This is a genomic window from Bacillus solitudinis (genome assembly GCF_002797395.1).
Taxonomy (GTDB): domain Bacteria; phylum Bacillota; class Bacilli; order Bacillales; family Bacillaceae_D; genus Halalkalibacter_A; species Halalkalibacter_A solitudinis.
Window position 1 is genome coordinate 3,825,490 of sequence record NZ_KZ454943.1, and the last position, 25,895, is coordinate 3,851,384.

Below are 25,895 nucleotides of genomic sequence, written 5' to 3' on the forward strand. Positions count from 1 at the left end.
TTGAAAAACAGCTGAGGTCTTTCGGAGTGTCAACGAACTTTTTTAAAGAATGTTAGAACGAGAAACAGAGTCGTATAATTACACAAGTTATTAGAAAGCATCTAATTTACCGTCAAACGTCTCAATAATTAAAACACCCCCATTATGTAAATGGGGGTGTAAAGAGTTTTAAATGTAAGAAGCTACGAATTAATACTAATTTCCTTACCTTCTTTACGCAATTTAGCATATTCAGCGGTTGCTGTATAAAGTACGTCTGACGATGAATTAAGGGCAGTTTCACAAGAGTCCTGTAAAACTCCGATGATGAAACCGACAGCAACGACTTGCATCGCAATTTCATTTGGAATCCCAAATAAACTACTAGCTAAAGGTATGAGTAACAGCGAACCACCAGCCACACCTGAAGCACCACAAGCGGAAATAGCTGCTAGTGTACATAGAATAAGTGCCGTCCCAATATCGACTGGAATGCCAAGAGTGTTAACGGCCGCAAGAGTTAAGACAGAAATCGTAACAGCGGCACCGGCCATATTAATAGTTGCTCCTAATGGAATGGAGACTGAATACGTATCCTTATCTAAATCTAGTTTGTCACATAAACGCATATTGACTGGAATGTTTGCGGCTGAGCTACGCGTAAAGAATGCTGTAATGCCACTTTCTCTTAAGCATTTAAAAACAAGTGGATATGGATTTTTACGAATAGTTATGAATACGATAATTGGATTAATAACAAGAGCAATAAATACCATACATCCAATTAGAACGAATAATAGTTTTCCGTAATCGAGCAAGGCTGAAAGGCCATTTGAAACAATGGCTTCAAAGACAAGCCCCATGATGCCGATTGGCGCCAAGTTTATAACCCATTTCACAATTTGGGAAATCGCATCTGAAAAATTAGCTAGCATGGTCTTAGTTGTATCAGGTGCATTTTTTAAGACGATTCCAAGAAGGACAGCCCAAGTCAGAATCCCAATATAGTTGGCATTTAATAACGCATGAACCGGGTTGTCAATAATATTAAACAGCAATGTCTGGAGTACTTCGACAATACCATCTGGAGGGGTTAAGCCTTCAGCACCTGTTACAAGTGATAAACGTACCGGAAAGATAAAACTTGCAACGACTGCGACCAATCCTGCTAAGAATGTACTGACAACATAAAGAATAATAATAGATTTCATGTTCGTTTGCTTCCCACTTCTATGTTTAGAGATGGCATGCATGACTAAGAAAAAGACTAAAAATGGAGCAACTGCCTTTAACGCACCTACAAATAAAGAACCGAAAATTGTGACCCCTTTTGCGGCATCAGGAATTGTTAGAGCCAAGAGAACACCAATTACTATACCTACAACTATTCGTTTTACTAGGCTCAATTGATTCCATTTCTGGATTAAACTTTTCATTAATTTCCCTCCGAATTTTCTAATACTAGAATAATATAAAAACGTAGTAGTGATTCAATGTACAAAGGCACAAAAGCTAGTTTAACACGAATATTGGCGATTGTGAATGAAAGGTATCATTTGAACGAGATAATATAAAAAAATTAAAAGAGGTGTGGAAATTCGAGGGTATTGACTAGGTAGGTTTTCACATGTAATATCCTTGAATAACCTTTAAAGCACTTCCAGTGTAGGGAGTAGTATGCAGTCTGCAAGAGATAGAAGGTAGAGGTGTGTCTCAGTTTTATAGTAGGATTACAGGGCTGTTCCTATGAAATAGGGAGAGCCCTTTTTGTATTTCAACTCAATCCAAGGGTAGAGGCGAAGTAATTACGATTGTAAATAGCGAATGCAGCAGATAAGTAAAAACCAAAAATAATTACACATAAATAAAACTAGGTTTCTATTGTAAACGGATATAATTATTGAATCATATTATAAATACCCTCAAATTCTTTTGATTTTGTTTGTTTACATTGTTTTTGCATTGTTTTTTTAGGGGGTTATCTATAGACTGAATCAGAAAACAACATAACCTGACAATGTTCTACTTTTTAACAATATGCGATGTCAAATGGAGGTACGTGAATAATGAGAAAACATATTATTCTTTTGCTAGTGGCCATATTTTCTCTGTTGATTTCTTCTGGCTGTATGACACAAACAGAAGCAAAAGATCAAGTAGTGTTACGCTTTGCTTATGCAAGTAATGCGCAACCCGTCAAAGATGCTATGGCTAAATTCGGTGAATTAGTGACTGAAAAAACAAATGGTGAAGTAACTGTCGAATATTTTCCAGATGGTCAATTAGGTGGGGAAAGAGAGCTTATCGAATTAACGCAAACAGGTGCTGTTGATCTTACAAAAGTAAGCGGTTCAGCATTAGAAAGTTTCGCCAAAGACTACTCTATTTTCGGGATCCCGTATTTATTTGATGGGGAAGAGCATTTTTACAACGTGCTCGAAAACGAAGAAATCATGGAACCCCTCTATCAATCTACCGAAGATCTTGGATTTGTTGGGCTCACTTATTATGATTCGGGGCAACGAAGTTTTTATATGACTGATGGTCCAGTGTTATCACCCGATGATTTAAAAGGGAAGAAAATTCGTGTCATGCAAAGTGAAACGGCCATTAAAATGGTTGAACTGCTCGGCGGTTCTCCGACGCCAATGGGTAGCGGTGAGGTTTACACCTCCTTACAACAAGGCATTATCGATGGGTCTGAGAATAATGAATTTGTTATGGTAACAGCTGGACACGGGGGCGTTGCTAAATATTATTCTTATGATGAACACACGCGCGTACCTGATATTGTTGTGATGAATCAAGCAACATTAGATCGTTTAACAGTAGCACAAAGACAAGCTGTATATGAAGCAGCAGAAGAATCCACGGAATATGAGAAAACGGTTTGGAAAGATGCGGTTGAAGCCGAAAAACAGGCAGCTATCGAAAAACATGGTGTGGAATTTTTTGAAGACATTGATAATAAACCATTCCAAGAAGCGGTTCAACCACTACACGATGAATTTAAGAACAGTGAAAAATTTGGTTCCGTTTATCAAGCCATTCGGAATATGAGTGAAAACGAGAAATCGGAGGAAACGAGATGAAAACGTTTAAGAAATACGTTGATAAGACATTGTTAATCATAACGGGTATCTTGTTTCTCGTCATGGTAGCAGTGATGACTTGGCAAGTTATTAGTCGATATCTATTAAATGATCCTAGTACCCTGACAGAAGAGTTTCTAAGATATAGCCTTGTTTGGCTGTCAATCTTAGCGGCGGCCTATGTTGTTGGACAAAAAAACCATATCGCCATTACGTTTCTTAGTGAACGTTTAAAAGATCAGAAAAAATTAGTACTAGACATCGGGATTCAAGTAATTTTCTTGTTGTTTGCGGCGATTATTATGGTATACGGTGGAACAAAGGCGGTTTCATTAACGATGGCCCAACTATCACCGTCACTAGGTCTGCCAATGGGGCTTGTCTATTTATCCTTGCCCGTAGGAGGAATCTTAATTATTTTCTATAGCATTGTAAATCTAATCGAATTATTTATAGAAAAAGAAGATGCGCTCTATAACGAAAACAAAGAAGAACCAACCAAAGTAGGTGGCGTGCTATGATACTTGAAGCTAGTTTAATTTTATTCCTCGTCTTTGCTGTATTGTTAGCCGTCGGCATTCCAATTGCCATATGTATCGCGATTTCATCTTTAGCAACTGTATTATTAATGTTACCTTTTGATGTTGCCGTTTTCACTTCGGCTCAAAAAATGGTTGCCAGCATCGATAGCTTTTCCTTGATCGCCGTACCGTTTTTTATCCTATCTGGGGTAATTATGAACAACGGTGGGATTGCCGAAAAACTCGTTAATTTTGCAAAATTGCTAACAGGTCGCGTGCCAGGATCCTTAGCACATACGAACATCATCGGTAACGCACTTTTCGGATCGATTTCAAGTTCTGCAATTGCTTCATCAACAGCCATCGGGGGGGTCATGGTTCCTCTCCAAGAAAAAGAAGGGTATCATCGGAAATTTGCTGCCGCAGTAAATATTGCTTCAGCACCGACTGGGATGGTCATCCCGCCAAGTACCGCATTTATCATCTTTTCGTTAATCAGCGGAGGGACCTCCATTGCAGCATTATTTATGGGTGGTTATGTAATCGGTATTTTGTGGGCTCTAGCCATCATGGCGGTATCCTATTTCATTGCAAAAAAGCGTAATTATCCAGTTGCCTCAAAAGAGAAAAATAAAAATACGTTAAAAATCGTTCTAGATGCGGTTCCAAGTCTCTTGCTTATTTTCATTATTATAGGCGGAATTTTAACAGGTGTATTCACAGCAATCGAAGCCTCCGCTATCTGTGTAGTATATGCATTATTTTTAGCGCTTGTTTATTATAAAACAATGACGTTAAAAGATATGCCAGCAGTTATGGTTAAAGCAATTGAAATGACAGGCGTTATCATGTTATTAATCGCTGCTTCCTCATTGATGTCATTTGCAATGGCATTTACGGGTATGCCTACAGCAATCAGTAACTTTGTGTTAGGCATTTCGGACAACCCAATTGTTATTCTATTAATCATTAACATTATCTTGTTACTCGTTGGTACTGTCATGGACGTGGCACCAGCAATCTTAATCTTCACACCGATTTTCTTACCAATCACAACAAGCATCGGTATCGATCCAGTCCACTTCGGTCTCTTCTTTATCTTGAACTTGTGTGTAGGTACGATTACACCACCAGTTGGAACGGGGCTTTTCGTAGGTTCAAGTATTAGTAAAGTGAAAATCGAGAGTCTCATCAAACCTTTGCTACCATTCTATGTAGCCATCTTCATCTTGCTGTTGCTCGTAACCTATGTACCACAAATCAGCTTGTTCCTACCAAACTTATTAGGACTATAAAGTAAAAAAACCTGCGGGAAATTCACGAGGCCACAGAAAAAGGTGCGATTTTCACCTTTTTCTGTGGCCTCTTAGCAATGAGCGGAACCGTTGCTTTGTCTTAAGCTTGCTATGAGTGGGTTTCTCGTAGCAGGCGCGCAAGGTGTGGAGCCATTGCCGCTTCTTTGAGAATCTAAAAAGTAGGATTTTCACCTTTTTCAGTGCCTCGTTTTTTTTGCATTAATAGTTTTTGATAGGGGAGTATGTGAACCATCTGTTGAGGAAGGTTAATTTACAATGTTTCTTTTTTATTTTTAGTAACAAAAATAGGTTTACTCTATTAACATGCTCAGTATGCTATAATTCATTTGGTAGAAAACCATTCTTCGGTGGTGCAGAATAAAGCAGGTGGATAGATAATGAAGAAACATAGTACGACTTATCGATGTCCAGTAACTTTGACGAATAAGGCGAAGGACAAGATGCGGGAACTCGGGCTAGACGGGAACTCGTTTTTTTCGTTGGAGACATCGTTTCGTGTTTATATAGAAAAGTATCCACAGACGGCGGAACGGCCTCTTTCCGTCGCATTAGTCTTTGACAATAAGGCGAATGAGCGGATGGCCGAAACGTACAATGGGCTTGTGTTCGTTCTGCATTGTGTGGTGGAAAAGGACCGGTTCATTACGACGAATGTGACGACGAGAACGGCGCATTCATCGGTGCAGACAAATTGGCGCCGAGCGGTGGATATCATATTTGATTTGAATGTACAACGGGGCGGGATGCTCCCGCTTGAATTGTTGAACTTGATTCACGACATGCCGGTTGCGCAGGAAAGTTCACTGTATGTGAAAAAGCGTATTGCGAGTTGGGAAGGCTATTTGAAAATTCAAGAGCGTTCTGCGGATATTCCCGACATGATTTCTCGTTATTCAGGGCTTACGTTCAATCGTGATTTCAGCCGGATGACCATCACCGGGTGCGAGCTAGGTGATAAGGAATGGAAATCACTTAAAGATTTGAGCGTTAAACTCAAGGGGATTGACCAGGATGTCGGGAAGGTGCTGAAAGCGAATCGTTCCGCTCATACAGTTGAAGTGGAACTGCACGGTTATATGGAGGAACGGGCCCGGCAGCAGCGATTAGATATGAAACAAAAAGAAGTCGTCTTCAGCAATTTTGCGACATTAAGCCAAGTGAAAAGACTAAGACAAGGGTTTAAGCATTTAGAAGAGGGACTGGCTGCAAATCCGGAGCTTGAGCGTCTTTTATTTGAAAATAAGCCGCCAGTTCGAGCGCCGAAAAAGCAAGCCCCACTACGGTTTCACAATCGATTAAACGAGTTTCAGCAAGAAGCAGTTAAAGGCGCTGTGTCCGCTGAAGACTTATACGTCATTCAAGGGCCGCCTGGAACAGGAAAAACAACGGTCATTTCTGAGATTTGCCTGCAAAATGCGCGAGCGGGGCTGCGAACCCTGGTTGCTTCGCAGTCGAATTTGGCGGTTGACAATGCGCTTGGACGATTGTTGGCGAATAAAGACATCCGCATTCTTCGCGTGGGACGCACGGAAAGCATTGAAGAAGAAGGCAAAAGATTCATCGAAGAAAATGTGGGTCAGTATTGGAAAGATCATACGTTAAAAGAAGTCTCTGCTCATTTTGAAGAGGGTAAAAAAAGAGTTATAGACATGGAAGCGGAATGGGCTGAGAATGAACAAAAAATAGGACAAATCGAGCCGGTGCTTGGACGCGTCGAGGCGGATCTCGAAGCAAAACAGAAAGCGGAAAAACGGTTTAGTGAAATCCAGTCGATTATTCAAGAGCAAACAAAGAATGTGCATGAGGCAGAGCAGGAGAAACAAACGGCTAAGCAAAATGTAGAGGAGAGTGAGCAGTCTCTTCGTTCGTTGAATATATCGATTGAACAAGACGAAACCTTTCTGCGGCGTGAGCCCGGTAGTGACGCGATTCAAAAAGAGTGGGAAGATAACGAGCAAGTTATACAGCAACTTCGGCACAGCATATCCTGTCAGGAACTAGAAGGAAAGATTGATGAAATAACACAAACGATCGAGCAAACGACTGCTGAACGAAAAAAGTGGTCTGAGGCAACGAAGCAGATGGATGCTTTAATCGAAAAAGTAACAGACACTAAACAAATCGACGTTTTGAGATGGATTTTACTTGAACAAAATATGGAACGACCTTTAAATGTACAGCAGTTAATCGAAAAGCTTGAGGACGTTCGCGGCTCTATAAAGCAGCTGGAAAAATTAAAAGAATATAATGATAAGCTAAACCAGGCCATTTCATATGTTGAATCGCTTTTAGCGCGGCATCGCATATCGATTGACGAGCTGCAGCAGGCTCAGCTGAATGAGGCATCTGTTTATTCCGCAGTTGAGATTGATCAATTTCTAGCTGAACTGAGAAATAAATTAGCAGGAAGAACTAAAATCTACCCGCAGATGCTTAAAGAATATCTAGAAGGATTGTATAGTAGGAGACTCTTTGTCTGGCAAAAAAGGGAAGACCTAGAGTCGTTTGACACGTATAAAAGAAGTGCACAGGAAGCATTTCGTTTACTAAAGCAGGAAATGGTAGACCAATTTCAGCATAAGCAGCGTGAAAATAAACAATCGCATCAAAAATGGCTGGGAGCGCTAGAAAAGCAGAGCAGCGAGCTTGATTCTCTACAAAACAAGTACAAGCAAATGACGGCGTCAGTGAACCCTATTCTTAACGCAAAAGAAATGCTTCCTCAAAAAGAAACCAAAGCGCTTGAACTACAGAAAAAGAAGGAAGAATATGAACAAGTGAAGCAGCGGGTTGAACTAAATAGCCAAAAACGCGAGAAAGAAGCCATTCAGCTCCAAGAAATGGAGCTGAAACTCGATCAAATCGCGACCCGTTTGGCGCAGTTGTATAGCAGTATTGAGCAGAAGCAAGAAGAAGAGATACCTTTAAAGGAAATCCTCTCTACCGAACCGGAACAAGAGCATGAAAAGCTATTAAAGAAATTGGCGAGTTTGTCCTTTAATCGAGAATCGCTAAAGCAGGAAAAGCAGAAACTCCCGCTGTTCCAGTCAATCCAAGGACAGTGGCTTGCCTTGTTAGAGGAAGCAAATGACCATGACCTAGATGAAATCCGAAAGCTTTATGTAAAGCATGCCAATGTGATCGGAACGACATGTGTGGCGTCCGCACGAAAAGATTTTATCGACAATTACCCTGTTTTTGATGTGGTGATCATTGATGAAGTCTCAAAAGCGACACCGCCAGAGCTGCTTTTGCCGATGTTAAAAGGGAAAAAAATCATCTTAGTCGGCGACCATCACCAGCTGCCACCACTTTTAGGAAACGATACGCTAGAAGAAACGCTGCAGGAAATGGCGGACGAAAGTGAAGACTTTAAAGGAAAAGTGGAATTGAAAAAGCTGTTAAAAGAATCGCTGTTTGAACGGTTGTATAAAAACTTGCCAAACAGCAATAAAACGATGCTCGCGATCCAATACCGGATGCATGAAAAGATTATGGCAACCATCGCACCGTTTTATGAGCAGGAAAACGAACGGCTTCAATGTGGCTTGACCGATTCCGATTCAGTACGGGACCACTTGCTGGAATCACCGCGCATACAGCGCGATAGTCATCTAGTATGGCTAGATATGCCGAATGAAGCCGCGTTTTTCGAAGAAAGAATGAAAGGCGGAAAAAGCCTGTATAACCCGGCTGAATTGAGGGAGATTGGTGATTTGCTTACGGAAATAGACGCGGCGACAGAACAGTCGAAGCAAGCTGGAAGAATGAAAACGGATGAGAAGAAAAGCATTGGCGTCATCAGTTTTTACGGGGAACAAGTAAAAAGGCTGGACCGCTTAATTCATCAAGAACTTCGCTTACGCCACTTGACGATTCGCACCGGAACAGTGGATCGGTTTCAAGGGATGGAAATGGATATTATTCTGTTAAGCATGGTGCGCAATCACGATAATAAACACGACGATATCGGCTTTGCAAAAGACTACCGCCGGCTTAATGTCGCCCTATCAAGAGCGAAAGAGCTACTCGTTCTAATTGGCAGTACAAAGATGTTTACCGAGCGGACAAAACAAGCAGATACCAGACGCATGTATACACATGTATTAGAAGCCGCTAAAAAACAACAAGGACTGCGAACGCTTGAAGAGGTGTAATAACATGGATAAGTTGACAAAACGTTTACGAGAAAGCTTGCTTGAGAATCCAGCTGTCCAAATCAAGGAGTCTGCTAATTGGTATGTGCCGGTCAAGACATTTGATGTGGCATTTAAACGCGTAAGAAGGGCCCAAATGGATATTCTCATGAAAATGATGCTGCTAGCTTTTGAGCAGGCTGATATACGGCGGGCAGCCAATTTGTCCGAAATGTTGCTTGTAGAAGAACTGTTCATTGCAGATTTAATAGAAAAAATACTGAGAACAGGCTTAATTCGGATCGAAAAAGAGAACTACAAGCTCACAACGAAAGGGCATGAGCAACTGAAGACAGGAATCGTTGAAGAGGAAATGGAAGAAGAGTGGGCAGTGCTTTTTTACAGCCCAAGTCACGATGAATTTTGGCCGAAGATGACCGTACCTGTCCCCGAAACAAATGAAAAATTGACAATGTATCGGTATGCAGATAATCAGGATCGTATCAATGCGGACCGAATTTTGCAGGTGCTCTCCGCGAGTGAAAATGCACTGGACGAAAATGGGTTTCAAACGGTAGTGGCTGACGTAAATAGCTTTCACGAACAGCCTGTCAAGCATGTCCCCTGTCTAGAATTTCGAATGTACAATAATGAACAGGACATTTTCTACGCACGTGTGTGGAATACGTGGCTTGAACACTGGGATGATAATCTCGAAAAACAAATAGAAGAGCAAGAACGGGTGAAATGGCGGGAAAGATGGAAGAGAGAAGCTACCATTTAGAAGTGTCTTCGTTTCACCAAAGAAAAAGTGCTGTTCCTTCTAAAACGAGGAACAGCACTTTTTACTTGCGAACCTAAGGAGTAGCGTTAATACTAGTTCCTTGAAGGTTAATATTTAAAGACATGTTGTCCAATCACAACGCTTGTCTTTCTTGTATCAAGCCAACGATTCGTGGCGATGACTGGGTTGTAGAAGAATAATGAATTTTCAGTGATATTTCTCATGTCTGTTAATGCTGCATGCACTGCTTTGATGGATTCCTTATCAGCAGGTTTGTTGATTTGTCCATTTGCGACAGGTTGAAATTGACCAGGCTGATAAATAACCTTTTTAATCGTATTAGGAAATTGAGTGCTTTCTACTCGATTTAAGACAACATCCGCTACGGCAACTTTTCCTTCAAAAGGTTCTGATTGGGCTTCGGCTCTTACAATTCTAGCTAATAAATCTATGTCATTTTCTGAAAGACTTTCTTGTTCTGAAATCCTTACTTGGTTCGAACTGCTAATTTCTATATTGGGTTCAGGGGAGTTGTCCATCTCATGCGTATGTATATGCTGACCGATAAATATCTGATCGAGATCTTTAACCTGTGGGTTGGCCTTCGCTAATTCATTTAATGATAAGCCATGTTCTCGTGCGATTTTCGTCATCGTATCCCCTTTTTCAACTGTATAAGCAAAGGAAGGTGTAGTAAAAAGGAGAGTTGATACTAGTAATATTAGTAAAAACATTAGTTTTTTCATGGTATGTCCTCCTAGTAATTTTTATTATTGAGCTCTTGTCTCACTCTATTTCTATGAAGAACTTAAATAGAATAGTATTACAAAATGTTTACAAGAGATTACAAGGAGATTACTAGAAGTGTTAAAGAGGAATGTTAGTAGGGATAGAGCTATTATCAATATTTAGGTAATTACTATAACTAATCAAACTGTTTTTAAGAATGATATATTAGTTTTACTTTTCGGGCGTTCATCGACTGGAACTCTGAATTAAACAAACAAACACCTGCTCAGGCCGTACTAATTTATACGCTTAAAAGAACGATTGAGTTAGCTGGAATTCTTGGAAAATAAGAAGAAAAGGCTTATCTTACTTCGAGATTAGAAGAGGTAACTAGAGCAAGCATAAATTATTTGTGGGATGAGGCAGAGGGTTTGTTTTTAAGTGGGGAGAATAAGCAAATTTCCTGGATAGTCTAGTATGGATGGTATTGGCTGAAGTTTTTGACAAAGAGAAGAATAGGAACATTCTCCAACGACTACTAGAGAAAAAACCAGAAATAAAAATGAACACACCATATATGTATCACCATCTAGTCGAGGCTTTATTGTTGGTAGGAGAAAAGAAAAAAGCTGTGGATTTCTTAAAGCAATACTGGGGTGGAATGATTAAGGATGGAGCTGATACCTTCTGGGAGTTATATAATCCAGCGGACAAAACCTATTCTCCCTACGGAAATCCTTTAATTAATAGCTACTGTCATGCATGGAGTTGTACACCGACGTATTTAATTCGAAAATTTGGTCTTTAAATGTTATTCGAGCAGAGGGAGAAGTAAAACGAACGTAGACACAATTAAAACATATAATTAGTGAGATAGTGTCTAATTATTTATGATTCGCCCGAATAAGGTATGGATTGACTAGAACAAAGGATTTGTAATAAATTTCCTATAATTCCCGAAAACTTGGAGTTATATGTTAACTGGTAGTACCAAACTGACAAAAAAAGAGATATATATGATTATACATCCCTACTCCTTATACTTCAGGGAATTTTGCATCTTTAAGAAAAGGTTTGTAATAAACTTAGAGAATAAAAATATTATGCAATACAAAAAAAATAGATGAAAATAATTAATCCTTTATGTAAAGTAAATAAATTTAGATTTACCAGTAAAGGTTTAAATGCAAAGGATAATATTAGTGACAATGCTATAGAAGAAATATAAAATTCTTCTTATGGTTTATTGACCATTGATAAATAAGCATAAACAAAACTGGAATTAAAGCTGCATCTAAGGATAGGTTACCAGGAATGTATGGAATTAACTCAAAGGGATAACCAAAAAATCCCTGTTTAACACCAGCGATATTAATATAACTGAACCAAATGTGAATATTCATACCATAAAAACCAAAAAGTAAAATATTCTTCCTATCTATAACAAAATACAAGCAAACTAAGGGAGCTATGAACATAAGTAAAACTGCCTTAAATCCCCAGGTATCAATATGGGAATATTGTTGCCAGTACTCTAGCTGGGATTGGCTTAGTTTTTCTGTCATTGAAGTTATTTTACTAAAGGCCTCCAATTGTTCTTTTGACGTCAACATAAATTTAATCCCACCTTTTTATTTTTATTATTGGTAAGGGAATATGAATTTATCCATAATTTAATTTAGAATTTGGCATTCTATAACCCAGCATGACAATTAGCGGAATGCTCTTTTGTGTATTGGCCGTCATCATATTCTCCATAACTGAAAGCCGCACAGCGAGAGAAAGAACATTTCTGATTATATAAATTTTGCCTTAATTTAAAGCACTTATCATTGCCAGTGTAGCTTTATCGGCCATCGTCTTCAGACTATCTTCTTATGGGATTACGTCCAACTGACTTGCTGTTTTAGGCGTAAACATACTAATCTGGGCAAATCTAATTTGGATTATGCTCTCCTATATACGTTTTCAAGAAGAAGGTATTGTTTTAACCTGGCTGTATCTAAGGGGGGAGTTATTATGAACAGAATAAATAATCATGATACCTTTGGGTTTAAATTAAAGGGGGAGCATCAGCAACGTGTTGCCGGAATTCATTCGATTGGAAAGGAATATAGATTTAATGAGTTATATCAATGGGATGGTTTAAAGCGTAATGAGAATGGTAGAGTCGTATTTCAGTACACATTAGATGGGCAAGGTGCCATTCGAATAGGTGAGCAATTGACAACCTTAAAAAGAGGACAAGCTTTCTTCGTTCAAATCCCTAGTGATCATTGTTATTTCTTGCCGGATAACTCAAGCCATTGGGAATTTATGTTTATTACTTTATATGGTCAAGAAGCACTATATTATTTTCATAGAATTACGGAGAAACATGGTCATATTTTAGATTTAGACACAAATGCAAGACCAGTCAAACATATTGTTCACTTAATAGATAAAATTCAAAAAACAGGTATTCATCATGCCTATGAATTGTCCGGTTATGCTTATACCTTTTTAATGGAATGTATGCAATATTTTGAGCATGATCAAAATAAAGTAGAAAAGTGGCCAATTGCCATTGTTAAATCAATTCAATTTATGGAACAACGGTATCAAGAAGACTTAATATTATCTGATATTGTTAATGTCTCTGGCTTGTCAAAATACCATTTTACTAGACTATTTCATCGAACAGTTAATGATACACCAATTAAGTATCTAACCAAAATAAGAATGAATCATGCATTAGAGTTATTACAAAATAAAGAGCTAACAATAGAAGAAGTTGCAAGAAATGTAGGTTATACAAATGCAAATTATTTTAGTAAAGTATTTAAGAGTGTGCTAGATGTTACACCTAGTGAGTATCGCAACAGTCAATTTTTTATGCCTGTTAACCAATTATTTCTTGATTAAAGAAGAGCAATATTTTACTTATTTCAGATTTATTTACGATTGTAGAAACGCTTTATTGCCCTTATATTGTTGGTAAGACAATAATTTAAGCACATTCTTATATGTGCTCAAGGGGGAAAACCTATGTCAAAAATTACTTTTTTAGGTGCAGGAAGTACCGTGTTTGCTAAAAATGTACTTGGAGATTGTATGACGGTAGATGTATTGCAGGGTTTTGAATTCGCTTTATTTGATATTGATCATGAAAGATTAAAAGATTCAGAGATGATGTTAAATAATTTGAAGGAAAGATTAAACTCTACTGTGAAAGTAGTTGCGTATCCAAATCGTAAAGAGGCATTACGCGATGCTAAGTATGTAATTAATGCCATTCAAGTTGGTGGTTACGATCCTTGTACAATTACTGACTTTGAAGTTCCGAAAAAATTTAACTTACGACAAACGATTGCCGATACGCTAGGGATTGGGGGTATATTCCGAAATTTAAGAACGATTCCTGTTATGCAAGAATTTGCTCGTGATATGAAGGAAGTGTGTCCGGATGCATGGTTCTTAAATTACACAAACCCTATGGCAGTATTGACGAATGTTATGCTACAAGAGGGAATTAAGACGGTTGGATTATGTCACAGTGTCCAGATTTGTGCGGACCACTTACTAGATTCTTTGGATATACCCAAAGATAACATCCAGTGGAAAATAGCGGGTATTAACCATATGGCTTGGTTATTAGAAATTGCTAGAAATGGTGAGGACTTATACCCAGAAATTAAGAAACGAGCAAAAGAGAAACAAAAAGAAAAGCATGATGACATGGTTCGCTTTGAATTGATGGATAAGTTCGGGTACTATGTAACAGAATCCTCTGAGCATAATGCAGAATATCATCCATATTTCATCAAGAGTAAATATCCAGAGCTTATTGAAAAATATAATATTCCGTTAGATGAATACCCTCGTCGTTGTGTTAAACAAATTGAAGATTGGAAACAAATGCGTGATGATCTTGTTCATGATAAAAGTTTGCAGCATGAACGTACACATGAGTATGGATCTTACATTATCGAGGCAATGGAAACAAACAAACCATTTAAAATTGGTGGTAATGTATTGAATAGAGGACGATTAATCAGTAATTTACCGGAAAATGCAGTGGTAGAGGTTCCGTGTTTGGTAGATGCAAGTGGAATTACCCCAACTTATGTTGGTGATTTACCAGAGCAGTGTGCTGCACTAAATCGCACAAATATTAATACACAATTATTAACAATTGAAGCAGCGCTTACAAAACAGAAAAGTAAGATATATCAAGCAGCAATGTTAGACCCTCATACAGCAGCAGAGCTATCGATAGATGATATCATCTCTTTGTGTGATGAATTAATTGCAGAGCATGGGGATTGGTTACCGGAATATGAGTAATGTAAAACAGCTTATCTAGCCTTATAGGTTAGATAAGCTGTTTGACTTACAAAAGTAGAGATGAATTTTAGATGTTTTATTTATTGCAATCAATGCTGTGCAAGAATGAAATCCTGATACAAGCTTGGTGAATGACTACGCCCTTTTTGTTTCTTTATTTACCGAGTTTGCTGATACTGATTACACATATTTTAATTATCCAGCCAATAACAAGACCAATTAGAAGAAATAGAATAGGTAAAAATGTAGGTCCCCACAAGACTCCAAATATTCTCAAGGTGGAGGAATAAATAACGCCTATGGTTGATAGAAAAGCTGCAAAAACAAAAGGAAGAAAGGAATAGGGTTCGCTCCCTCCTCCTTCATCACGGTAGGCATCCCATATCGCAAACAGATATAGGCATGGATAAAACATCAACCACTGGTAATTAGTTAAATCAATAGCAGACTGCATATTGCCCTGAAAGCTGTGGACAATATTTAAATTCAGATTAGCTTGTACGTTAATTAAAAACTCCAAAAAAATAAAAACAATTCCTTTTACCAATTTACCATTTAGCAATTGAGCAAACCCTGGTAGAGCTATACTCCACAGTAATTTCTCGGTTTTGTTTTCCATCTCTTCACACCAATTATAGATTAGATAACTGCTCTCGATTTGTTGCTTGAGGTGGTTCCTCTATCCAGGCGTTATCAATCATTAGATTTACACCATCATTGGCGTAGTTTGCAACTTCTGTTGTTAAACGAAGGTACGTTGTGTTTATATCCGTTCTTAAACTAGCTGCAGAAGCTGTTGCGTAGTTCGATATACTAGATGTGATTAACAAGGATGAATGGAACATGATTAGTTTATCTGAAAATGGTGTTAGAGTAGAGTCAGAAACTTCAAGGTCAGACGGGATTGGTGCAGGAATCTCATCGTCAGTTAAAATTGAGGAAAATATTTTAACGTGTTTCTTTGCTATATCTTTGCCTCTAAAGCAATATTCACGGACTTTTTTAGATTTTGAAACTTGCGCCAGACCAACTAAAAGTACCTGACCGACTATGTTTGTTTCAATATTGGCATATACATGTGTAATTTCAATAACATTTACTGGTCTAGGATTCCTATTTAACAGACCACCTTTATAATTTTTTTTATCAATAAAATCTACATCATCAGAGGTTGCAACATAAGGTGGTTCTACAAATAACCCCTTCGATAATAAAAGAGAGGCTGTTTTATTGTACAATTCAGTTGATGACTGTATGGATTGACTTAAAAGTTTACGGACATTTGAGTGTGAGGTAGTTGCCAAAGCGACACCATAAACGGATATCCCTACCTTTGCCATATTTTTAATATAGTATAAGTAATATGCATCCGAATAAAGACGTGGAGCAGTGGGGCTCACATCTTCATCTGAAAAACCAACTGGGAGAGGATGTTTATTTTCGTTAAGAATATGTTTGGATTGGCTAAGGTTTTCTTCAGAGATGTTTAGTGCGTATTTTATAATTGATTTAATTTCTGTATCAACAACATTTTCTGAAAAATACTTAAAAACACATACTGCCATGCTATTGTTCTGACAATTACTCCAAAGTGCTGCAATTTCCGAAGATGTTAATCTCGTTTGATACTCTGCTACCATCAAATACCACTCCTTTTAGACATGATTACTGTATGTTTATATTGTTATACTCTGCCTATTTCAATTAATATATTCCATTTTTGAGTAGGTAGTTTTTGTAGGGGGATTTTATTACGATAATAGGGTACTTTTTTCAGTGGAGCAAATGCAGTAATTCAAATAAGAGCAGTATAGTGAAAATAAGCGTGTGAAATTATGGATGGAAATTCATTATAATAAAAACCTCAATATATAGCTTTTTATTGGAGGTTCTTCAAATGGATTATAAATAACATAAAAGAAGGTAATTATGAGAGTTTAAAGAGTTCATGGAAGCGTAGTCAAGTGGCGATTATGTTAGGGTTGTATCAAGTCTATTCCTATGTACATTCGTTCAGTTTGAACGCCCTTTCTATATTTCTTAGTATTTTATCATGAAATGCGACAAGCATATTAGCAGGTAATTTATCATAAAAAGACATGAAATTCGGGCCAATGAAAAAGTCCCTTTTAGCAGTTTCGAGGAAGAAGCAATGGCTCCACACGTTGCGCGCCTGTTACGAAAACCCATTCTCCGAAAAGAGACAATTTCAAAAATGAGGTTTTTATTCTTTGTAAATCACTCTGAATTATAATTGGTATTTAAAGTTGTTTGATTGAGTGAACGTATACAACAACTATTATTGCAATTAAGATGCGGTCCCTTATTGTGGCCCTTTTTTATGGGAAATATAACAAATGGGGGGCGTCACTCTTCCTGAAAATGTCGGTCTGGATAGTGAAACTGCACGACTAATCTCAGTCCCCACCCCACTTATTCCTGTAAAAACTATACTCTAAAGCCGAACCGACATAAAACCCAGTAGCAAGTATTCCACCTCCTTATCATATAAAGTTAGATATAGATGCGATAGATTGCTTAATGATTCCAGGAAAGAAGCGTTAGAGAAGAAACCATCTATCAAATGAAATGGGGAATGACATGATACAAGTAGCTGGAAGGGCGTTTTCATTAGATAGCACGACGGACGTCGGAAGGGTAGAAAGAGTAATCATTAAACAAATGCTTGATTCTCCTGAATTGTTTTCCTATCCTTCCATGAATGAACTTAGATTTGAAATCAACAGTCGAAAAAATATTATGGATAGCGCAAATGAAATGAATGCGAGTCAAGTGGAGTTTACCATCTTTGAAAATGCACGTTGTAATCGTTCATACTGGACATTAACATATGCTGGAGGTTTTTTGTTAAGGTCAGGTGTCAGGCCATCTGATGCCATTCTAGATATTTATCGGAACGGCTCCCTTTATGCATTTGAATGCGCGACTGCAATCATCATTATCTATTACCAGGCCATCTTAAAAAGTATCGGGAGACGTCGTTTCGATGCTATTTTTCAAAACCTCTATTTATACAGTTGGCATACAGATCCTGACTTAGAATTACACTCCTTCTATTCGAATCGTTTTTTGCCAGGGGATGTTGTGTATTTTAATAATCCTGCTTTTCATCCAAATACACCATGGTATCGGGGAGAAAACGCCGTCGTGTTAAGCGATGGAACATTTTTTGGACATGGATTTGGTATCATGACTGCCGAACAGATGATACAATTTTTAAATTCACAAAGATTTCCAGAAAGTACACAACCGGCATATTTAGCAAATGAAATCACAAGAATTTCTCCTGCAACGATGCATAAGCTTTTCACTTTACAAAGTGATCGCAGCTCCTATAAAAATCCAAAAACTGTTATACACCATAATCTTTGTTCCATTTCCAGTATTCATTATCAGTTTTATCTGAATAAACATTCATGATTAATTTTTTACCATGTTAGATTTTTTAATAAAAACGGTGACATCCACCCATTTAGCAGCTAGACAGGTTCATATTTTAACTAGGTGAGTATAATGTAATATACTAACCGAAAAGGAAGTGCTGAGAATATGTATGGTAACAATGTACCGCCAAACATCCACCCTACTATGATGGCAGGAGCCAATGTACCGCCCAATATCCCCCCTACGATGGTTGCTGGCGTAACGGATGCACCTTATACTGCCTCTGCTTACGGATATGGTTATGCCGCACCTACTCGTGGGCACGGCTTTATATTAATTGTTGTGTTGTTTATTTTATTAATCATTGTAGGAAGTAGTTCCTCTAAATGCTAATATTAGATCTAAGAGGGCGAACAATGGTGAAATGAGTACCGGCCCTTTCCTACATCTAATTACGTAAAATGAAATTATGTTAGACAAAAGACTCAAACTATTCCACTGTCGTAATAGCGATCATCATTTAAGCTTTACCTTAAAAGTCTACTAATTAGGGAATGGAGATTTAAGAAAATTCGTTTTACAAGGAAAGCCAGTTGTTTAGTCCGTATAAACAACTGGCTTTTTATTGTTCATGTCGTTTTTTAAGAAGTTTAGTATTCCATAAAATATGGTCCTTTAGTAGAAGAGTTTCCAATAGTAATACCGTTTTCAAATGGAAAATCTAAATAAACCTCATTTAGATAGACTAAGGAGAACCGTATCATAAGCAAATGAGGTTCTAAAGGAGAATGTAAAAGTTAAATAAACTTCACCTAAGCGGAAGCAAATCGATAAGTAAAAAAGCCTTGAGTTCCCTTTATGAAAATTACAATCCCTTTCCATCATATAAATTATTATATAACAATAGCGATCTAATCACACCTGATTGAGAATAACTTGGCATCCCAATCCCTCTTGGACGACCTCTGCTATATAATAATTCAGGTAAAAGTCCACAAAAAGCACTGTTATTATAATTATGATTAAAATATGTCCAAGCTTGGTTTACATCATTGTTAACTAGGAGTGCTTCACCTAACCAAAAGGTTGGTCCTGTCCACGGCTTTAAATCGCCTTCTTCTGTAGTTAAACTCTCATGCCTCCAAATACCTCCAATGAAGGGATCTTCAAGTCTTTGCTGAATGGCCCTAAGTGTAGGTTTCATCCACTCTTTTGGAAATATAGGAAACTCAGAGAAGAATAGAGTAACAGAAGCATCTAATAATTTTGTCTCCATAGACCGAGTTACAATTCCATTATGGACGTTATGTCTATGAATTGCCTGAATTAATTCAGATGCTCCTTGTCTAAATCGACTTGCTTTCTCATTTTCAAAGATAACCTCCGCCATATCGGCTGCTTTAATTAAACCAAATGCTGAAATGGCTGATGTCCATGTCATATGTTCGAACTTTTCTCCTAAATGGGGGCCAAACGTTTCCCAAATGCCTGCATCAGGAAAGATAAGCCCGCTTGAATCACGGTTTTTCAAAATCCATTCGGTCGATTGGGTTATAATTGGCCACATATCATATATAATTGTAGGATCTTTTACTAATGAGCAAACTTGCCATATTCCGTATAAAATGAGTCCGGTGGTATCATTTTCAGAAGCATGCTCGTTTGGTAAACGTGTGACAACATTATAAGCAAAATAATAATTACCATCAGGGCGTTCTATTAAATAACTAAGTGTCGCGTATAATGCATTTACAGCGTCTTCCAGATGCCCCACCAGAGCTAACGTAGAAGAAATCCATAAGCTATCACGAATCCATACATTGCCTTGGTAAGGTTTAAATCCGATGATAATAGGTGTGCCATCTTTCTGTAGGCTCATTTTTGTTAAAGTGTTACTGACTCTCCAAAAATAATCTAGATTCGGTGGGAGTGTACCAATTTCTACCGTTTCACTATGCCATGTCTGCCATACTTTTAATGTTTGTTGTTCACTTTGTCTTATATGAACTAATGTATTCTCTAATTCTTGTAGAGCCTCCTCTTTTGAAGCGCCTGCTGCAAATATTTGAAAGACTGGATCACTATATTTTGATCCTGTTATCTTTTTTGCAGGAATGGAAAAAATCAATGGAACAGGGAGCAAGCTGTGTTCAAAGATGGTTACCTCGCCTTTAGTTACAGCTTTAGAAATGTTACCTGTCATTCCTTCAACTGAGGGAGAAACTGTAGTTGCAAGCCACTGGTTTTCAGAAATTCGAGAAATAAAGGTGTTATTAATTCTTTGAACAATGTTTTTTAAATGTACGACAGGGTAAATCGACACTTCTGAAGGGTTGCTACGGAGAGTTTTAACTTCGATAGAGCGTATGACGGAGTTTCTGTTAGGAGGAGCCCATGTTTTTGTTCTGACTACTGTATTACCTTTATGAGAGACTACTTCATAAATGCCAGAACCGTGAATGTATTTCGTACTATTTAACGAAATAATTTCCCCGATTTGTCCCAACTTTTCTTGAATATATCCATATGGATCGTACCAGATTTTTTCATTTAAATCTTTTGCTATAATATAAGAACCGGGAGGATCTAAAAGTGAACTTGACAGGTCAAAGTTTCCGAAAAAAAGTTGACTTATTTTATCTATTGGACGACATCCAACATCATACTGTTGAATCCAAGCTAATACATGACCGTTTGAAATAGGAGCATGGTTATCTTGATTTTTACCAATGAAGTACTTCACTGACTTCACTCCTTCAAAGAGGGGATTGACGTTATCAGTAATAATATTAAAGATTAAGTATATTTATGTTGTAAATCGAGGAAGAATGAAATAGAGTGTAGCATTCTTTTTGGATGTTATTTAGGAAATTGAAGGTAAAACAACCTTATTTAGTTGTTCGCTGGAACATAGTGAACCTAAAAATAGAGAATGTTTGATTGAAAATGTGATGATTGAAGCTGAAAAAAATAATTAGCTCAAACGTTAGGATGTACTATTAACAAAATGAGTGTTTTTAAATCAAATGTTGGGGTCGTTCGGGGATTAACCTGCCGACCTTATCCAATTCCTTTCCAAAATCCTTGAACCGATGATGAAGGTGTATTCGAATTTTTTAAGGCCATTTTTAATTAGATGGTCTGTTTTTTTATCATAGGTGATTGTAGGCAGTTTGTTGGAGAAATGTTACCGATTTTGGTTGACTTCCCTCTATAATTTTCTCTTCTTGTTTACTATAATTTTATGAGCGGTAGTCCTAAACGTATAATTGACATTCACTTTTGTTTTACCTATAATTGATAATGATTTTCGATTTCAATATAAAAGGAGCACAAATGTTATGGCAATACATAGAACCACAAAACAAACATTGTTTTTATTTGCAATTGTTTTAATTTTATCAATGACTTTAATAGGTTGTTCAAGTGATTCAGTAGAAAATGCATCAACTGGCAATGAAAGCAAAAATATGATTACTGTTGCTTGGCATAGAGATGTAGGCGAAATGAACCCACATGTTTATAATCCATCTCAATTATTTGCTCAATCTATGGTTTATGAACCTTTAGTTAGTTATCAAGATGGAGGAGAGCTAAAACCACATTTAGCTGAGTCTTGGGATATTTCTAAGAATGGGAAAGAGTATATATTTAATTTACGTCAAGATGTGAACTTTTCTGATGGTACAAGCTTTAATGCCGAGATTGTTAAAAAGAACTTTGATGCTATTCTAAAAAATGCAAATTTACATAGTTGGTTAGGTGTTATTACAAAGATTGATCAAACAGAGGTCGTAGATGAGTACACGTTTAAATTAACATTAACGGAACCGTATTATCCTACTATTCAGGAATTAGCTGTCGTTCGTCCAGTCCGGTTTTTAGGAGAAGCTGGTTTTCCTGATGATAGTGACACATCAAAAGGTGTAGAAAAACCAGTCGGTACAGGACCATGGGTTTTGGATGAATATAAAGTAGATCAATATGCTATTTTTAAACGTAATGAAAATTATTGGGGTGAACTCCCAAGTGTAGAACAAATTACAGTCAAGGTTATACCTGATGCTGAAACACACGTACTTGCCTTTGAGAAAGGTGAAGTAGACCTAATATATGGTGAAGGTGTTATCAATGTAGATTCATTTAACCAATTAGAATCTACAGGTTCCTATGAAACTAATATTTCTGATCCAGTTGCTACAAGACAACTAGTTATGAATACGACGAGAGAACAGCTTTCAGATATACGAGTACGTCAAGCATTACATTATGGTTTTAATAAAGAAGCAATGGTTGAGGGAGTAACGTCTGGTTTGGAAGAGAAGGCTGACTATATCTTACCAACTAATTTCCCCTACACTTCAAGCGTCGATGTAACCACGGTTAATTATGATGTTGAAAAAGCGAAACAGTTCTTAGATGAAGCAGGATGGACGTTACCAGAAGGAAAAGATATTCGTGAAAAGGACGGGCAACCACTTGAAATCGAGTTAATGTATAACTCTGCTGAATCCATTCAAAAAACAATGGCTGAAACATTACAATCTGAGTGGAGAGGGATAGGTGTTAATTTAAATATTGTCGGAGTTGAGCTAACCACTCAAATAGAAAGATTCAAAGATAATGACTTTGATATGAATTTCTTTAGTAACTATGGCGCTCCATATGATCCGCATACTTTTGTAAACATTGTTGCTACAGAAGGATTTGGATTTAACGAAGCTATTTCAGCTTATCCTAACAAAGATGAGTTAATGAATCAGATTACTGAGGTTAAACAAACAACGGATGAAAAAGTGCGCCAACAATTGTACACCGAAATTTTAAGTTCACTACAAGAACAGGCTGCAATTGTACCTATTTCTTATATTAAGAAAATAGCAATCTATCAAAAGGATGTTTCTAATTTTACATTCCCTGCTAACCGAGACGAACATCCATTTATAGGAATTAGCGTAGACGAGTAAGCGATAGGAGAGTTTTTATGGGCATTTATATCTTGAAAAGAATCATCGCCATCGTTCCTATCTTTCTTTTGGCCACTCTACTGACATTTGGCATGATTAATCTATCACCAGTGGATCCCGCTGAGGCATACTTAGCCGCTGCCCATATTCAACCAACAGATGAGATATTGGCCCAAAAAAGACAGGAGTTTGGCTTAGATCAACCTCTCCTTGTTCAATATGTAAATTCTATTATTAAGATATGCCAATTTGATTTTGGCATATCTTATGTTACAAATAAACCCGTGTGGGAAGAGGTTTCTTCTCGACTGCCAGCAACAATTCAGTTAACTTTAGGCAGTATCATAATAGCGCTCCTAGTAAGTGTCCCTCTTGGGTTTTTAGCTGGTATAAAGAAAAACAGTGGAATTGACCATTTTAGTAGAGTTCTCTCCTTTTTTGGGGCATCGATACCCTCTTTTTGGCTTGGATATTTATTGATTTTTTTCTTTTCAGTAAAACTTGATCTTTTTCCAGTAGAAGGTATCGGAACTTGGAAACATTTAATTTTACCTTCTGTAACGTTGGCTTTACCATTAATCGCTTTATATACTCGGCTATTACGTGCAAGCGTTCTAGAACATTTACAAGAGCCCTATATTCTTTTTGCGCGGACGAGAGGGATTCATGAAAAAGTCATCATGGGAAAACATGTATTGAGAATTGCCATTTCTCCTATGATTACCGGCCTTGGAATCAATTTAGGAAAACTTATGACTGGAGCTATAATTGTAGAGGCAGTCTTTTCGTGGCCAGGATTTGGGCGATATTTTATCGAGGCTATTTTTAACCGCGATGTTCCAGTTATTCAATGCTATGTACTATTAGCAGCGGGTTTATTTCTTGTGAGCAATTTAATTGTTGACCTTATCCAAATGTATATTGATCCACGTATTTCTAGAAAAGGAAGGCACCATCAATGATTGCAAAGTGTCGAGTTATGTTCAGAAGTCAAAAAGTGATTTTTCTTTGTTCTCTAATAGTGTGCATGTTATTTTTTATCACGATTTTTGCTCCATGGCTTGCACCTAATGACCCGACTGCTGTTGATTTAGCTCATAAACTTCAGTCTCCTTCTTTTGATTATCCATTAGGAACAGACCATTTAGGAAGATGTACGTTATCACGTATCTTATTTGGCGCTCGCGTTTCGCTAGGTTTTGCTACTTTGATTTTTATTTCATCTTTAAGTATCGGCTTAATCATTGGTCTTATTGCTGGTTTTAAAGGTGGTTGGGTTGATCAGCTGTTAATGCGGGTCGCTGATGGTCTGATGGCAGTCCCTAACCTTTTGCTTGTTCTTGGATTAGTCGGTATTTGGGGAGCGGGGCTTAAACAAGTCATATTGGCATTAATTTTCGTACAGTGGGTCTATTATGCAAGGATCATCCGAGGAGTAGTCTTAAGTCTTAAAGAACAGAACTATATTACTGCAGCTAAAATAAGTGGTTCTTCTCAATGGACGATCATGAAGAAACATATCATTCCTAATGTCCTCCCACCACTAGCGGTAATGGGAACATTAGAAATGGGTTGGGCGATTATGGATTTATCCTCTATGTCCTTTTTAGGTTTAGGTGTGCAACCCCCTACACCAGAGTGGGGAGCGATGATTCACGAAGGGAAATCCTATATCAGAACTAATCCAGCATTAATGCTGTATCCAGGTCTAATGATTATGCTAGTAGTTGTTACCTTTAATTTATTAGGTGAAGCACTATCAGAACATTATGGCATTACACGCCGTTAATTAAAAAGGACTGGTTAATAATGGGAACAGAAGAGCAAAATATTTTAAATGTTAGAGACTTACATGTACAAGTGAAAACAAAAGAAGGTATGTTCTCCCTTGTTAAAGATATTAATTTTGGAATTGAAAAAGGAAAGGTACTGGGTCTTGTTGGGGAAAGCGGTAGTGGGAAAACAGTTACGAGTATGTCTATCTTACAGTTACTTGATCGGAAAAATATGAACATCCAAGGAAGCATTACACTACAAGGCAGGGAATTGAATGGCTTAGAAAACAAGGAAATGCGGAAAATTCGAGGGAAGGATATTGCTTTTATTATGCAAAATCCTATGAATTCTTTTACGCCTGTCTTTACAATTGGCCATCAATTTGTTGAAACTATTAGGTCACATACCTCATTAAACAAAAAGCAAGCTAAGGAGCTTGCGGTTGATGCGATGGAAAGTGTAAATTTGGAAAACTCTGGTGAATTATTAAAAAAATACCCTTTTCATTTGAGTGGAGGTATGCTTCAACGAGTGATGATTGCCATGGCCGCATGTTTACACCCCTCTGTTATTATTGCTGATGAGCCAACTACAGCACTTGACCTTCATAACCAATTATTAGTCCTTCGTCTATTAGATGAAATTCGTGCTAAATATAAAACGTCGATTTTACTCATTTCTCATGATCTTGGCGTGATTTCAGAAATGGCAGATGATGTAATCGTGATGCAAAATGGAAGAATTGTCGAAACTGCAAATGTGTTTAAACTATTTGATAACCCCCAACATGAGTACACAAAAAAGCTGTTAAGAACAAGGCCTTCCTTACATCTTGAACAAGAAACTATCACCCATATGTTGTGA

20 protein-coding genes and 1 pseudogene are annotated in these 25,895 nt (G+C 37.6%); 15 read left to right on the plus strand and 6 right to left on the minus strand.

Annotated elements, in window-relative coordinates; all coding sequences use genetic code 11:
• Positions 1–182 precede the first annotated feature (182 nt).
• A complete protein-coding gene (gene sstT, locus CEF19_RS18740; protein WP_100407477.1) occupies positions 183–1,415 on the minus strand; it encodes a serine/threonine transporter SstT in 1,233 nt (410 codons plus the stop codon).
• A gap of 630 nt (positions 1,416–2,045) precedes the next feature.
• Here sstT and CEF19_RS18745 point away from each other — a divergent pair.
• The 5 genes from CEF19_RS18745 (at position 2,046) to CEF19_RS18765 (ending at position 9,828) form a co-directional block, all read left to right on the plus strand.
• The gene (locus CEF19_RS18745; RefSeq protein ID WP_100407478.1) at positions 2,046–3,071 is read left to right on the plus strand and encodes a TRAP transporter substrate-binding protein; all 1,026 of its coding nucleotides are present in this window, start codon (positions 2,046–2,048) and stop codon (positions 3,069–3,071) included.
• Positions 3,068–3,592 (plus strand): TRAP transporter small permease, encoded by a 525-nt coding sequence (locus tag CEF19_RS18750; RefSeq protein WP_100407479.1) that lies wholly within the window; start codon positions 3,068–3,070, stop codon positions 3,590–3,592. The genes CEF19_RS18745 and CEF19_RS18750 overlap by 4 nt, the downstream gene beginning before the upstream one ends.
• The gene (locus CEF19_RS18755; RefSeq protein WP_100407480.1) at positions 3,589–4,887 is read left to right on the plus strand and encodes a TRAP transporter large permease; all 1,299 of its coding nucleotides are present in this window, start codon (positions 3,589–3,591) and stop codon (positions 4,885–4,887) included. Before CEF19_RS18750 ends, CEF19_RS18755 begins: the two co-directional genes overlap by 4 nt.
• A gap of 398 nt (positions 4,888–5,285) precedes the next feature.
• The gene (locus CEF19_RS18760; RefSeq protein ID WP_100407481.1) at positions 5,286–9,065 is read left to right on the plus strand and encodes a DEAD/DEAH box helicase; all 3,780 of its coding nucleotides are present in this window, start codon (positions 5,286–5,288) and stop codon (positions 9,063–9,065) included.
• Positions 9,066–9,069: 4 nt separating this feature from the next.
• Positions 9,070–9,828, plus strand: a complete 759-nt coding sequence (locus CEF19_RS18765; RefSeq protein ID WP_100407482.1) for a hypothetical protein — start codon at positions 9,070–9,072, stop codon at positions 9,826–9,828.
• A 107-nt stretch (positions 9,829–9,935) separates the two neighbouring features.
• Here CEF19_RS18765 and CEF19_RS18770 read toward each other — a convergent pair whose 3' ends face one another.
• Positions 9,936–10,574 carry a cell wall hydrolase gene (locus CEF19_RS18770; RefSeq protein ID WP_100407483.1) on the minus strand — a complete coding sequence of 213 codons (639 nt, stop codon included), beginning with the start codon at positions 10,572–10,574 and terminating at the stop codon, positions 9,936–9,938.
• Positions 10,575–11,044: 470 nt separating this feature from the next.
• Here CEF19_RS18770 and CEF19_RS18775 point away from each other — a divergent pair, with 470 nt between their 5' ends.
• A complete protein-coding gene (locus tag CEF19_RS18775; protein WP_157801007.1) occupies positions 11,045–11,365 on the plus strand; it encodes a hypothetical protein in 321 nt (106 codons plus the stop codon).
• Positions 11,366–11,768: 403 nt separating this feature from the next.
• Here CEF19_RS18775 and CEF19_RS18780 read toward each other — a convergent pair whose 3' ends face one another.
• Positions 11,769–12,170, minus strand: coding sequence for a hypothetical protein (locus CEF19_RS18780; protein WP_227522030.1), 402 nt, complete (start codon positions 12,168–12,170; stop codon positions 11,769–11,771).
• Positions 12,171–12,280: 110 nt separating this feature from the next.
• Between CEF19_RS18780 and CEF19_RS18785 the strand changes: the two are divergent.
• The 3 genes and pseudogenes from CEF19_RS18785 to melA all read left to right on the plus strand — a co-directional run.
• Positions 12,281–12,526 (plus strand): annotated as a pseudogene (locus CEF19_RS18785) (DUF4153 domain-containing protein); the annotation flags it as partial.
• A gap of 50 nt (positions 12,527–12,576) precedes the next feature.
• Positions 12,577–13,461: an AraC family transcriptional regulator gene (locus tag CEF19_RS18790; RefSeq protein ID WP_100407485.1), complete on the plus strand. Its 885-nt coding sequence runs from the start codon at positions 12,577–12,579 to the stop codon at positions 13,459–13,461.
• A 123-nt stretch (positions 13,462–13,584) separates the two neighbouring features.
• Complete coding sequence (gene melA, locus CEF19_RS18795) at positions 13,585–14,883, plus strand: alpha-glucosidase/alpha-galactosidase (protein WP_100407486.1); 1,299 nt, start codon at positions 13,585–13,587, stop codon at positions 14,881–14,883.
• Between the two features lie 154 nt (positions 14,884–15,037).
• On the opposite strand, the gene CEF19_RS18800 is transcribed toward melA, so the two are convergent.
• Both CEF19_RS18800 and CEF19_RS18805 read right to left on the minus strand, forming a co-directional pair.
• Positions 15,038–15,502 carry a hypothetical protein gene (locus tag CEF19_RS18800; protein ID WP_100407487.1) on the minus strand — a complete coding sequence of 155 codons (465 nt, stop codon included), beginning with the start codon at positions 15,500–15,502 and terminating at the stop codon, positions 15,038–15,040.
• 13 nt (positions 15,503–15,515) lie between these two features.
• Positions 15,516–16,523 carry a DUF3231 family protein gene (locus CEF19_RS18805; RefSeq protein ID WP_100407488.1) on the minus strand — a complete coding sequence of 336 codons (1,008 nt, stop codon included), beginning with the start codon at positions 16,521–16,523 and terminating at the stop codon, positions 15,516–15,518.
• A gap of 961 nt (positions 16,524–17,484) precedes the next feature.
• Here CEF19_RS18805 and CEF19_RS18810 point away from each other — a divergent pair.
• The gene (locus CEF19_RS18810) at positions 17,485–18,324 is read left to right on the plus strand and encodes a protein-glutamine gamma-glutamyltransferase (protein ID WP_227522031.1); all 840 of its coding nucleotides are present in this window, start codon (positions 17,485–17,487) and stop codon (positions 18,322–18,324) included.
• Between the two features lie 129 nt (positions 18,325–18,453).
• Positions 18,454–18,681, plus strand: a complete 228-nt coding sequence (locus CEF19_RS24145) for a YjcZ family sporulation protein (protein ID WP_319830084.1) — start codon at positions 18,454–18,456, stop codon at positions 18,679–18,681.
• A gap of 472 nt (positions 18,682–19,153) precedes the next feature.
• Here CEF19_RS24145 and CEF19_RS18820 read toward each other — a convergent pair whose 3' ends face one another.
• The gene (locus CEF19_RS18820; RefSeq protein ID WP_100407490.1) at positions 19,154–21,031 is read right to left on the minus strand and encodes a glycoside hydrolase family 15 protein; all 1,878 of its coding nucleotides are present in this window, start codon (positions 21,029–21,031) and stop codon (positions 19,154–19,156) included.
• Between the two features lie 598 nt (positions 21,032–21,629).
• Here CEF19_RS18820 and nikA point away from each other — a divergent pair.
• Genes nikA through nikD form a run of 4 tightly spaced genes read left to right on the plus strand, consistent with a single transcriptional unit; the run spans position 21,630 to position 25,895 of the window.
• Positions 21,630–23,255: a nickel ABC transporter substrate-binding protein gene (gene nikA, locus CEF19_RS18830; protein WP_100407491.1), complete on the plus strand. Its 1,626-nt coding sequence runs from the start codon at positions 21,630–21,632 to the stop codon at positions 23,253–23,255.
• 17 nt (positions 23,256–23,272) lie between these two features.
• A complete protein-coding gene (nikB, locus tag CEF19_RS18835; RefSeq protein ID WP_100407492.1) occupies positions 23,273–24,217 on the plus strand; it encodes a nickel ABC transporter permease subunit NikB in 945 nt (314 codons plus the stop codon).
• Complete coding sequence (gene nikC, locus CEF19_RS18840) at positions 24,214–25,044, plus strand: nickel ABC transporter permease subunit NikC (protein ID WP_100407493.1); 831 nt, start codon at positions 24,214–24,216, stop codon at positions 25,042–25,044. The genes nikB and nikC overlap by 4 nt, the downstream gene beginning before the upstream one ends.
• Before the next feature lie 20 nt (positions 25,045–25,064).
• Positions 25,065–25,895 carry a nickel import ATP-binding protein NikD gene (nikD, locus tag CEF19_RS18845; RefSeq protein WP_100407494.1) on the plus strand — a complete coding sequence of 277 codons (831 nt, stop codon included), beginning with the start codon at positions 25,065–25,067 and terminating at the stop codon, positions 25,893–25,895.